The organism is Paraburkholderia sacchari, assembly GCF_000785435.2.
Lineage (GTDB): Bacteria > Pseudomonadota > Gammaproteobacteria > Burkholderiales > Burkholderiaceae > Paraburkholderia > Paraburkholderia sacchari.
Genome location: NZ_JTDB02000012.1, coordinates 26,342 through 38,037 on the forward strand (window position 1 = coordinate 26,342; position 11,696 = coordinate 38,037).

The 11,696-nt window shown below is 59.7% G+C and carries 9 protein-coding genes and 1 pseudogene; 5 read left to right on the top strand and 5 right to left on the bottom strand.

The window, feature by feature from the left end:
* Nucleotides 1-50: 50 nt before the first annotated feature.
* From tnpB to NH14_RS28900, 4 genes are all read right to left on the bottom strand, one after another.
* On the bottom strand, nt 51-398 hold the full coding sequence (tnpB, locus tag NH14_RS28885) for an IS66 family insertion sequence element accessory protein TnpB (RefSeq protein WP_035534522.1): 348 nt from the start codon (nt 396-398) through the stop codon (nt 51-53).
* Nucleotides 395-802 carry an IS66-like element accessory protein TnpA gene (tnpA, locus tag NH14_RS28890; RefSeq protein ID WP_035534583.1) on the bottom strand — a complete coding sequence of 136 codons (408 nt, stop codon included), beginning with the start codon at nt 800-802 and terminating at the stop codon, nt 395-397. Before tnpA ends, tnpB begins: the two co-directional genes overlap by 4 nt.
* Before the next feature lie 402 nt (nt 803-1,204).
* Nucleotides 1,205-2,635 (bottom strand): UvrD-helicase domain-containing protein, encoded by a 1,431-nt coding sequence (locus NH14_RS28895; protein ID WP_035534520.1) that lies wholly within the window; start codon nt 2,633-2,635, stop codon nt 1,205-1,207.
* A complete protein-coding gene (locus NH14_RS28900; protein WP_052148602.1) occupies nt 2,628-4,331 on the bottom strand; it encodes an ATP-dependent nuclease in 1,704 nt (567 codons plus the stop codon). Before NH14_RS28900 ends, NH14_RS28895 begins: the two co-directional genes overlap by 8 nt.
* Before the next feature lie 482 nt (nt 4,332-4,813).
* On the opposite strand from NH14_RS28900, the gene NH14_RS28905 reads away from it, so the two are divergent.
* From NH14_RS28905 to NH14_RS28925, 5 genes and pseudogenes are all read left to right on the top strand, one after another.
* Nucleotides 4,814-5,647: a DUF932 domain-containing protein gene (locus NH14_RS28905; RefSeq protein ID WP_035534517.1), complete on the top strand. Its 834-nt coding sequence runs from the start codon at nt 4,814-4,816 to the stop codon at nt 5,645-5,647.
* Between the two features lie 123 nt (nt 5,648-5,770).
* Nucleotides 5,771-6,532 (top strand): annotated as a pseudogene (locus NH14_RS28910) (ParB/RepB/Spo0J family partition protein); the annotation flags it as partial.
* Nucleotides 6,533-6,669: 137 nt separating this feature from the next.
* The gene (locus tag NH14_RS28915) at nt 6,670-7,935 is read left to right on the top strand and encodes a site-specific integrase (protein WP_035534573.1); all 1,266 of its coding nucleotides are present in this window, start codon (nt 6,670-6,672) and stop codon (nt 7,933-7,935) included.
* Complete coding sequence (locus NH14_RS28920) at nt 7,925-8,908, top strand: tyrosine-type recombinase/integrase (protein ID WP_035534516.1); 984 nt, start codon at nt 7,925-7,927, stop codon at nt 8,906-8,908. Before NH14_RS28915 ends, NH14_RS28920 begins: the two co-directional genes overlap by 11 nt.
* Complete coding sequence (locus tag NH14_RS28925; RefSeq protein ID WP_035534512.1) at nt 8,905-9,915, top strand: site-specific integrase; 1,011 nt, start codon at nt 8,905-8,907, stop codon at nt 9,913-9,915. The genes NH14_RS28920 and NH14_RS28925 overlap by 4 nt, the downstream gene beginning before the upstream one ends.
* Before the next feature lie 183 nt (nt 9,916-10,098).
* Here NH14_RS28925 and NH14_RS28930 read toward each other — a convergent pair whose 3' ends face one another.
* Nucleotides 10,099-11,523: an ISNCY family transposase gene (locus tag NH14_RS28930; protein WP_035535518.1), complete on the bottom strand. Its 1,425-nt coding sequence runs from the start codon at nt 11,521-11,523 to the stop codon at nt 10,099-10,101.
* Nucleotides 11,524-11,696: the final 173 nt, after the last annotated feature.

Sequence of the window (11,696 nt, forward strand, 5' to 3'; positions counted from 1 at the left end):
CGGTGAGTTTACACGGCGCGACCCTCGAGCCCCCCACGCGTAATGAACGTTTACAACGCGCTGCGCGGGCGCGCGGCGTCGATCGGCTGCCGCCAATCGAATCCCTCGAGCAGGAGCGAGAGTTGGGCGGTCGTCAGCGCGACCACGCCGGCATCGGCACGCGGCCAGGCGAAACGTCCCTTCTCGAGCCGCTTCGCCAGCAGACATAGCCCGCCGTCGCTCCAGTACAAACACTTCAGCAAGTCACCACGCTTGCCGCGGAACACGAACACATGACCGGAGAACGGATCCTTCTCCAGCACGGTCTGCACCTTCGCCGCGAGCGAGTTGAAGCCGCAGCGCATGTCCGTCGTGCCAGCCGCGATCCAGATTCGAGCGTTCTGAGGTAGGCCGATCACTTCAAGCAATCCCGAAGAAATTGCTCGGCGCGGTCCACCGACAATCCACGGATGCGCACGCGTCGTTTACCCACTTCGATTTCGATGTCGCAGTTCGTCGGCGCCATCTCCCTCGTTTCCTCCGCCATTGCGTGCGACGTGGCGTGTTGCGTGGAGAGCATCGGCGCGTCCACCACGGTGACAGGTAGCAGTTCCGCACAGGACATCGGTTCGTCAGCTCTAGCCTGGCGAGCCTCGATACTTCGCCGGCGCCACTGCGCAACCATATTGGCGTTCAGCCCATGAGATCGAGCAACTTCAGCGATTGAGCGATTCGGGTCGTTCGCCTCGGCCGCCACGCTCTCTCGAAACTCCTGCGTGTAATTCCTTGATCCGGGTTGCCGGCCTTTGGCCTTCGGTTCCATTAGTCTGATTCCCATCAAATTGTGATGGGAATCAGATTGTCGTAACCATTCCTCGCGGGAAAGACGGTACTGATCGCGCGCTTACCTTTCCCGTGCTACTGTCGCTGAAACGAACTGATCGAGGAGCACGGGATAGACGTTGGCTGGTTTCTGCACGAGCGGGTGAAATTCATCCGTCAACCCTATACGACGTCCGCGGCGTCCTACGCCGCGCGCAAGACTCAGATCGAGCGCGGTGTGGAACCATTCGTGCCGTCGTACAGCGAGGACGGAGAGCCAAACGACCTTCGATGGCGCGGGCCAAATCCTGCCGGCCAAGTTCGCCGCCGAACATCAGCAGCACGCTGGCGATGCTCGGCAATCACCGGAGATTGAGTAGTCTCCACGATCGAGGAAAGATCACTATCGCGGAACAGCGTTATCCATCGTGACAACGGTGATTGACTTCGCGCCGCGGGTCAACGCCACATACAAATGTTTCGATGACATCGACTCCGCTTCCAGGACGATGGCATGGTCGTACTCAAGCCCCTTGACCAGCAGCGTCGTCCCAATGAGCTTGTTGTGACGGATCGGGCGCCCTGAATGGCGAAGCTCGCGCTGGTATAGCATCGCCGCATCCGTAAGCGTGAGTCCTGGGTTGTCCTCGTGCGCGCGCAACACTCCCATCATCCGGCCGAAGAGATCACGGCGGTAGGTTGTGATTTCCGGGCGCGCACGGACAAGAGCAAGCAAGATGGCCATGTCCTTGCATGATCCCGTCGCCAAGTAACGATTCGCCGCCGTCAGAATCTCGGGGCATTTCGTCGCCTTTGTCGCCTTCCCCTCCTGACCTTTCTTGGTTGCAGCGGTGAGCACGCCATCGATCGCATTGCAACAGGTCTTGCAAAAATCGATCACAGACCGGAGCCTCTCTCCCGCAGACTTGGCGCTATCGATCTTTTTTATGAAACGGTGGAGATCCTTGCCTTCGACCTCCTCCAGACTGGAAAACTTGCCGGCCATGCTTTGTGCCAGCTTATGCGTCTTGTTTTTCGACTTCTGGTCGCCCGCGTGGATGGCAATGACAGATTCCTGGTTCTTCAAGTGGTCGTAGAACACGCTCAACCGCTTTTTATTGCCAAAGTCGTTCAAATCGATAGAGCAACGACGAACCCCATTGGGCAATTGCCCAGAGAGCGGAATCTTCTTACCTTCCGCCAGAAGCGCCCTGGCCTGGCTCAGCCATCGCCCGAGTTCATCGGCCCCCGCCAGTTTCCACCGCCAAGGCGTCTTCAGCTCCCCGAGCAATTGGTAGTTGGGATAGACGGCTATGTTCCAATCGATCGGCTGCTCACCGAAGTCGAAGATGGCCTGCATGGGATCGCCGAGCAGCCGGCATGGAAGCAACTTTGCCAAGGACTCCACCAGCTCATGCTGCTGATCAGAGCAATCTTGATACTCGTCGACGTAGACCCCGCCATATGAGCACTTGATCATGTGTTGCACAAACGGTCTATTCAGCAGTGCGGCGCAGGCCCCGTAGAGTTTCCCCCAGTCCTTTCCTGTAGGGTGGTCCTTCTTCCACTTTGACGTCTTCGGGAAGTAAAGGCAGGTACGCAGCGCCCAGCTCGCGATGGTGTCGATCTGGTACAGCGCCGGCGGAATCCGCAGCATTTGCATCTTCCGCCTGATCGCGTTCACGCCAGCATAGGTATGGGTCAGCACCAGTTGGCAACGGGCAGCCTTCTGCACAGCCCTCGCGATCAGATGAGTTTTTCCGTACCCGGCCGGGGCAATTACATATCCCTTGCCGTTAAAGTCTGCCAAGACTTTGGGTAGATCGTCATCCATTGTCCACCCATGCGCGGAACTGCCCCAGCTTGGTCGCGAACTCCTTCTGCAGGAACGCGGCATCCGCGAATGCGGGAAAAATGGTCTGTGCCCATTGTTCTCCATACGCGATGTTCTTGAACCAATTGGAAGATTTCGCGGCAGCGCCGATCGCTTTGCGCAGTTCAGCCGTGTCCTGCCATTTATTGATGGCCTCGTCGAACTGGACGTTCAACTTCGACCTGACCTGATCGTAGACTGGAAACCCAAACTCCTTCGCAAGCTTCACGCTCGCCAGCACCTGTTCCCAAGGCAAGTCCACCATCGCCCGTTGCTCGATCGACAGTCTATCGGCCCACATCACGACCGGCACTTCCTTCCCGTTCAGTTCGCCGGCATCCTTATCGGAGAACTGGTCCTGAGCGTCGCCATCGGCGAGGACCATGACATCGTAGTGTAGGGCCTTGAACCCCGTCGCGAGACCCTTGACCTTGCTCGCGCCATGCGCATCGACTGGTGCCAGCCCCTGGTACGAGAACGGTAGCTTCCCTGCAGCCGCCCAAAGATCATCCATACCGCGCAGGAACCCCACTTCGGTCGCTCCTTCGCAGACGACCACTTTGCGGGACAGGAACGCTTCCGCGCTGGAGCGGATATGGCCTTGGATGTTCAGTCCTTCCAGTGCCTTGCCTGCGGCCGCAACCACGCGCACGCCAGCGGCTTCCTTGCGCAACACATACAACTGCTCCACCGTTAACTCGCGCAGCACGGTAGGAGAATGTGTCGTGAGGAAATACTGCCCCTTCTGGTCGTCACGGATGTGCTTGATCAGACGCGCGACCCGGTGCGGCTCCAGCCCGTACTCGACCTCATCGAACAAGGTGATGTGCTGGTCTTCCAAGCCTTCCTGCTGAATACCACACAGCAGCATGCGTTTCGAGCCGAGACCCAACTGCCGCAGGGGGATGTCGCCGTCGTGCAAAGTCAGCCCACCGATCCGGATACTGATCGCGTTGAGGTCGAGGTGTGCCTTGTATTCGTGTCCGACCGGAACACCAAGCCCCTTCGCCACTTGCTCCGACTTGGCCGCCGCGGCGTCGAACTTCTTCAGGACCAGTGCTCGTTGGCCGTCGAGCGAGCTTCTTGCTGCGCGTGTCGCCTCAACGAGCGACTCGTTCAGATTTTCGGATTCAGTGATCTTTGCGAGCGCCGTTCCTGCAGCCCAAGTCAGTTGTTTCTCGCTGTATGTGCCGATCAAGCCAGCGCCGACCTTAGCGCGATCAGCCGCCTTGAAGTCGACGCCGTCAGGATTACGGTCGGTAAAGACCTTCCACTTCGGTTCCAGATCCTTTGCGACAAGGAGCCGAATACTGAGAACGTGCTCGTCATCGTCTTCAGGCTCATCGTTCAGCTTGAGAGCACCTTTGTTCCAGCCGCGAAGATGCGCGCCGTACTTTTGCTCTGCGCAGAACTCGGGCAACAAGTCCCCGATAACGACCTCAATTTGGATCGAATCGTCAGTATTACACTGATGGAAGTCGGAATCGTAGAACGCATGATTCCACTGCGGGCTGAAGGCGCAGCGAATCGCTTCCAACAATGTCGTCTTCGTAGAATCGCCCCTGCCTATCAGGCAGAAGGTTTTCTCGTCGGGGAGCTTCCATTCGAGCTGCTTGATTCCCCTAAAATTCTGGACCTTAAGTTTTCTGATCTTCATCGCATCCCCATGCGTGCCGCGCCATTATCGCGTCGGCTCCTCCATCCGCGCCCCCGGGTCGTTGTCAACTGCGCTCTTTTCGTCTTGACCGCGATTATCACCGGTTTTGCCGTCTATTGGTTGACCACCGCAAACAAGCAGGTCACGACCTACTTCGCCAGAAGACGGTTCACTATCGCCCCCCTGCCCGGTCAACCCGCGGCATGGCATGCACCCGGCTCCCAGGTTTCCGCCCTCGACCCGCGACCGTAGCCAATAGCGGACAGACGTCAAGGGGCGAGGGACCGTGTTGCCCGCACCCCTCCCTCGCCCTTTTCCTTGACGTCTGTCCGCTATCGGCTCCTCAAGTCGCACGGGCGGAAACCCGGGAACCTGGCGGCAGCAAGGCCAACCCCGAGTTCCACCGGGAGGTGTTCAGCCGCAACGGCAAGTCACATCCCTTCGCCCGTTTCAGGTCCTCAACCTTGACTCTGGAGATTGCCATGCAACTCGCTTCTTCTTTCCGTTACGGCTCCCCGATGCTGCGCGCTGACTCGCCTCTGTCGGACGATCAGATTCGCCGCGTTGCCCCGTCCATCTTCGCGGACGGCAAGCACGAAAGCCGCTCCGAACGCTACACCTACATTCCGACCATTGACGTGCTGCGCGGCCTGCGTAATGAAGGCTTCCAGCCTTTCATGGTCTGCCAGACGCGCGTGCGGCACGACGACCGTCGCGAGTACACGAAACACATGCTTCGGCTTCGTCACGCCAACCAGATTACCGGCGAGGAAGCCAACGAAATCGTGCTGCTGAACTCGCACGATGGCACCAGCAGTTACCAGATGCTCGCGGGCATGCTGCGCTTCGTCTGCCAGAACGGCATGGTGGCGGGCGACAACGTCGCCGATATCCGCGTCCCGCACAAGGGCAACATCGTCCAGAACGTGATCAACGGCGCATTCGACGTGCTCGACGGCTTCGACCTGATCCGCGAGCAGAAGGAAGGCATGCGCGCCGTCACACTCGACCGCGACGAACAGCACGCATTCGCCCGCTCCGCACTTGCGCTGCGCTACGACCCGACCGACGCAGAGGCACCGGCCCCGGTCACCGACAGCCAGTTGCTCACCCCGCGCCGCTTCGAGGATCGCCGCGACGACCTCTGGACCGTCTTTAACCGAGTGCAGGAAAACCTTACCAAAGGCGGCCTGCATGGACGTTCGCGCACCGGTCGTTCGATGTCCACCCGGCCTATCACCAGCATCGACCAGAACGTGAAGCTCAACCGCGCCCTCTGGATGCTCGCGGATGCAATGCGCCAGATGAAGGCGTAACTGCGAAAGGCGCAAGAAAGCCGCTTTTCTCATCATCCATCAGGACTCCTCTCCGGGTCGAGTCCTGATGGAATCTGATAGTGCCCGGCCCGGAACTTTCTTTTCAACTTTCTGGAGTCAGTCATGCAAACCCAATTCGAAACCACCACGGCAGACACCACCGAACCGCCTACCGTCCTCGAATCCCACTTCGGCAATGAGCAGCCCATCATAACCGTGCCGTATTCCAGCCTGCGGCCTTCGCCACTCAATGCGCGCACGAAACCCCTGTCGGGCATCCCTGGCCTCGCCGCCAATATTCGGGCCAAGGGTCTGCTGCAAAACCTCGTCGTCCACGAGATGAAGGGATCGCGCTGCAGGCAGCGCAAATTTGGCGTGTGCGCCGGTCAGCGCCGCGAGGCCGCCCTCGACCTCCTGTTCGAACAGAAAGACATCGCCGCCGACTACCCGGTCCCCGTGCGGATCGTCAGTGAAGGCGAAGCCCTCGCCGTTTCCCTGATCGAAAATACCGAGCGCGAAGGACTCGATCCGTTCGACGTCCTGCGCGCGTACCGGATGCTGGCCGAGGAAGGGCGAAGCGTCGACTACATCGCCGCGCTCATTTCCGCCTCGCCGCTCACGGTCAAACGGCGCATGAAGCTCGCCAGCGTATCTCCAAAACTGTTGGCCCTGCTGCGGGAGGACGCGATCACGCTTGACCAGCTTGCCGCGCTCGCCCTCGCGGACAACCACGAAACGCAGGAACACATCTGGTTCGATGCAAACGAGTGGCAGCGTCAGCCCAACTATCTGCGGCAGGCCATCACGCGGGCCGAAATCGACGCGAGCCGCAGCCGCCTAGTGCGCTTTATCGGCCTCGACACCTACGAAGCAGCGGGCGGGTATTGCGCGCAGTAGGACGTTATGATGAGTAGCTTGGACAAGTACCTTGTGAACAAGGCCTTCGCGTTGGTTTTCAGCACATAAAGTTTCATGATGGAGCCGTGGCGGTCTATTGGATCGCCCTTGTGAGGAGCTCGATCATGAAGCAGTCTACTCATCGTGTTTCACGCCAATCGTCGTTGCAGCAGCTCGTTGCAAGTGCCTTGTGTGAATTGGAGAGGCTCCGCTACGGTGAGCGAGCGCTACGACGCTATCGGACAGTTTGGCGACATCTCGTGGCGTTCTGTTGTGCGATGGGCCTGGGAGATAAATACTCGCGGGCTGCAGCGATGCAGTTTAGCAATGCGTATCAAATCCGCGAGGGCGAAAGCCTTAAGCCAGGCGACGGATGGCGACGACATCTCCCGATTGCGCTCAAGGTTCTGGCAGACTTCGCGCGCGACGGTCGCCTTGAGCGCCCGCTTACCGACACGCGGAAGATCCGCGTCCCGGCCTGCATGAAGAAGCCCATTCTTGACTATGAAGCGTACTGTCGTGATCACGTCCGTCTTCGGCTGTCGACTCTCTACAGACGGTTGCGGCAGATCGCCATATTCGCGGACTTCCTTGGAACAAGAAATATCGTATCTTTCGATCAGATGCAGGCCGCCGATGTCTCAGCATTTGCCGTCTCTCGATACTGCCTGAAGGCGAAAACCGTCTCATCGATTCTTTCTAACGTGCGCGGCTTTCTGCGATTTCTTCTGATGAGAGGAATCGTGCATCGAGATCTGAGCCAATTGCTGCCGACAATACACGTTCCTCATGATGCAACTGTCCCATCGGTCTGGGATCAGGAACTTGTTGTCAGGTTGCTCGATGTCGTTGATCGTACATCTCCAAAGGGCAGGCGTGACTATGCGATCCTCCTGCTAGCCTGTCGCCTCGGACTGCGAGCAGGAGATATCCGGACATTGACACTCGACGATCTGAAATGGGACACGGCCACTATCGAGATTACCCAGTCGAAGACTTTAGCGCCGCTTTGTTTGCCACTCACGGAAGAGGTCGGCAAGGCGCTGATTGACTATCTGAGGTCGGGCCGTCCTCAATCGGGTCGTCGAGAAGTGTTCCTGACATTGACGCCGCCCTTCCTACCGTTCCGCGAGAATTCCAGCCTGCATTACATCGTCAAGCACTGGAAGGAACTTGCCGGCATCCGCTTTAGGGCGCCGCAACACCATGGCTTGCATTCATTGCGCCATACACTGGCGACCGAACTGCTTCGTAAGCAGACACCGTTTCATGTCATCAGCGAGATCCTGGGACATACAACGACGAAGGCAACACTAATCTACGCCAAGACCGACGTGGAAACCCTGCGTGCTGTCGCGCTGAACACCGAGGAGATGCGTCATGTCGACTAGAGAATTCAAGGGGCGTTATTGCAGTCCCGTCGGCCCGCTCCTGGAACAGTTCGTCCACGAAAAAAAGGCATGCGGTTACCGTTATGATGAGGCAGCCCGTTTGCTATTGCGCTTTGATCGTTTCCTGTGCAACGAAGCGCTATCGAGTTGTGAGTTGCCGCGCTCGATCAGCCGTAAGTGGCTAGCGAAGCAACCTCACGAAAGCGTGTCCACACACTGCAATCGCATCGGCGCCGTTCGGCAATTCGCCATGTACCTTTGCCGGTCTGGATATCCCGCCGATGTGCCGGATCGCTCGCTCTGGGCAAAGCGCGCCGAAAGCTTCTCGCCACGCATCCTGACGCACGCCGAGATTCAGCGTCTATTCAACGCACTTGACGAGCTTGCGCCGACCGCAAAAGCCCCGCTGCGCCATCTCATCATGCCAGAAATATTCCGGCTGCTATATGGCTGCGGCATGAGGGTAGGCGAGGTATTGCGCCTGCGCGTGGTGGACGTTGATCTTGACAGGGGAGTCCTCATGGTGCGTGACGCCAAATTTGGCAAAGACCGCATGGTGCCTCCAGCTTTGCCCTTGGTGCAGCGCCTTCGAACCTATGCCGCATTGATGGGACGCCGGCCACCCGACGGGTACTTCTTCCCGTCGCCATCCGGCGGTCCGTGGAGTTCCGAAGCAGTTTACGAGATGTACAGGGAGCTACTCATGCACTGCGAGATCGCGCACGCCGGTAGAGGCAAGGGCCCGCGCGTACACGATCTCCGTCACGCATTTGCCACGCATGCCTTGCTCCGCTGGTGCAGGGAAGGAGCCGACCTTGACGTGAAACTCCCGATACTGGCGACTTATATGGGCCATCGCTCCCTGGCCGGCACGCAGCGCTACCTGCATCTGATCGCAGAATTGATGCCGGAGATCACGGTACGCACCAATGCCACCTTCGGTGATGTCATTCCGCGGGGGACCGTGTCATGAAGCCAACGGATTTCTCCATGCTTGTGACAAGCTTCCTCACGGAGCATATGGCTGCACAGCGCAATCTGAGTCCCAATACCATCAAAGCCTATCGCGATGTGTTTACTCTGCTGCTGCGATTCTGCCGCGACGTGCGAGGCATTGCCCTGGAGCGTCTGTCATTGGCGCATATTGACGCATCTCTTGTGGAGGCGTTCTTGGACCATCTAGCCAACGACCGGCACGTTTCGGTTAGCACACTGAATCATCGTCTTGCGACATTGCATGCATTCTTCCGTTATGTACAGTCGGAAGTACCCGAGCGCCTGCTGCAGTGTCAGCAGATCCTCGCCATTCCGCTGCGGCGACAACCGCGCCCCAGTGTTGGTTATCTCTCGCGGGAGTACCTCGCACAGGTGCTCGCACAACCAGACTTGCGTACATCTGAGGGGCGCAGAGATGCCGTGATGTTGAGCGTACTCTACGACACTGGTGCCCGCGTACAGGAATTGATCGACCTGAACGCCGGCGACGTGCGTATGGATCCGCCGTCACAGGTGCGGCTCTTGGGAAAGGGCCGCAAAATACGCGCTGTTCCGCTCATGGACGCGACGCTCGAATTGCTGCGCCAGTATCGGCGGGACAACAACCTCGACCGCCCTGAATATGCGGACAAGCCGCTCTTCCAGAACCGACACGGCACACGATTGACGCGCTCGGGCGTGCGCTATCTTCTGCGTAAGTATGTTCAGTCTGTACGGCGCGAACATCCGGACTTCACGCAGCCAGTAAGTCCTCACAGCTTGCGGCATACGAAGGGAATGCACCTGCTGCAGAGTGGCGTTCCACTCGAAATCATCCGTGACTTCTTGGGTCACGTGGACGTGAAGACAACTGAGATCTATGCTCGCGCAAATCTTGAGATGAAGCGGAAGGCGCTCGAGAAGGTGGAGGGCAGCACGTTGCTTCCGGAGATCCCGTCCTGGCGGCAGAACAAATCGCTGCTCGATTGGCTGCATTCGCTGTAGGGCCACGGAGGCCACGCATGCGGTTTGCTAGCTGCTGGCCTTGTCCCGGCCAGATACAGATGTCCGACTCCCGGCTCAATAGAAATGTCCGGTTTTAATGAGGTTTGCTTCTGTCTTTCCCGGGTTTTATCTCCTTTCCGTGTTGAAGGATAGCGTCTGAAGCAGCAGGGCGTTTGTGTCCATTCAGCGAGCCCTGGCAGTCCGCCGGACAGGTTTTGAATCTGGCTTTGGCGCCTGCGCCAGCTTCACGATCACCGCTTCCATGTCCGCCTGCGTGATCTCGCGTGGTTTCTTCGTGCCCGGCACGCGTTCAGCCTGGCGTACCTCGATGCCGCGATTGGTGCGCGAGGGCGAACCCGCGGCCCGCCGGTCATCGCGCTGCGCCTGCAGCGCCTGGGCGACCTGTAGCGCGTGCGCCAGCCGCTTGTGCTCGATCACCGCGCCCTGGTCCACCTCGGTGAGCCGGTCATACTCGCGGTACGGCAGCACGCGGCCGTCCGCGCGAATCTCGATGCGCCCGTCCGGATACTCCCAGACCTCGATGTAGCGGTGAACGAGCCTGCGGTTCTCCGGCGTGTCGTCGAGCAGGTACATGACCCGGTCGTACTGCACCGTCAACGCCTTCGTCACGCGCCGCGTCTCGCGCCAGGTGAGCAGGGTGTCCAGATCCTCGTCAGCGCGCAGTGGCCGGTGGGCGTCGAACGTACTGCGCGGCGGCTTCGCGAAGCGCGTGTTGTAGGCCGCCATGAAGGCGGGCGCCCAGGCGTTGGCCTCGGCGACCGTGCTGATGCCGCGCAGCCGCAACTCCTTCACGAGGCGATCCTGCAGCGTCAGGTGGGCCCGCTCCACACGGCCCTTGGCCGAACTGCTGTTGGCGCAGAACGTGTCGATGTTCAGCTCGTACATCGCGCGCCCGAAGTGCGTCACGCTGCGTCCGGTCTTGCCGGCAGTCGGGCTGCGAAACACGCTGGCCTTGTCGCTGTACAGCGCAACCGGCTTGCCGTGGCGCTCCAGGTACGCCCGCGTGGCCTCGAAGTAGCTGAAGGTCGACTCCGTGGCCGTGAAATGCAGGTGCATGATGCGGCTCGTCGCATCGTCCACGTACACCAGCAGCGTGCAGGCCGGTGCGCGTTCCTCGAACCAGCGGTGGTCGCTGCCGTCGATCTGGATCAGCTCGCCCAGGCACGCGCGGCGTGCACGGGGCTGGTAGACCTTCGGCGGACGCTGGGCCCGCGGAATCCACAGACCCGCGTCGCGCATCCATCGACGCACGGTCTCCTTTGCCAGCCAGATGCCGTGGCATTCAGCGAGCTTCTCGCACGCCAGCGTCGGCCCAAAATCCGCGTAGCGCTCGCGCACCAGCGCCATGGCCCGCGCACGCAGATCGACCGGCAGCTCCCGGTTGCTCGGCTGCCCACGCCGGCCCGACACGAGGCCTGCCGGGCCGCAGGCCTCATAGCGCCGGCACAGTCGGGTGATCTGCCGCTCGCTGAGCTGCAGCCGCTCAGCTGCCTGAAAACACCGCAGGCGGCCTTCAACGACCGCCTCGATGACCTTGACCCGCTCGAGTTCGCGCATGCTTGCCGTGATCAGCTCACGTCCGTTCATGGTTCGCCCCTGGTCGACGCCTCGTGTGAGCGTGCACCTCAACCAGGGCAGGAATCGGACATTTCTAATGAGCCAGAATCGGACATTTCAAAAAAGCCATAACAGGCCTCCTCCATCCACGCAACATTTATGTCAAGTTCCCGGGGCCGAAATCCGATGGCATCAACGAGCCG

Bases quoted from the DNA above. Each gene is read 5' to 3' on its own strand.
- NH14_RS28905 (WP_035534517.1), top strand. From the start codon at position 4,814: ATGCAACTCGCTTCTTCTTTCCGTTACGGCTCCCCGATGCTGCGCGCT.
- tnpA (WP_035534583.1), bottom strand. From the start codon at position 802: ATGGAACCGAAGGCCAAAGGCCGGCAACCCGGATCAAGGAATTACACG.
- NH14_RS28895 (WP_035534520.1), bottom strand. From the start codon at position 2,635: ATGGATGACGATCTACCCAAAGTCTTGGCAGACTTTAACGGCAAGGGA.
- NH14_RS28920 (WP_035534516.1), top strand. From the start codon at position 7,925: ATGTCGACTAGAGAATTCAAGGGGCGTTATTGCAGTCCCGTCGGCCCG.
- NH14_RS28925 (WP_035534512.1), top strand. From the start codon at position 8,905: ATGAAGCCAACGGATTTCTCCATGCTTGTGACAAGCTTCCTCACGGAG.
- NH14_RS28900 (WP_052148602.1), bottom strand. From the start codon at position 4,331: ATGAAGATCAGAAAACTTAAGGTCCAGAATTTTAGGGGAATCAAGCAG.
- NH14_RS28930 (WP_035535518.1), bottom strand. From the start codon at position 11,523: ATGAACGGACGTGAGCTGATCACGGCAAGCATGCGCGAACTCGAGCGG.
- NH14_RS28915 (WP_035534573.1), top strand. From the start codon at position 6,670: ATGAAGCAGTCTACTCATCGTGTTTCACGCCAATCGTCGTTGCAGCAG.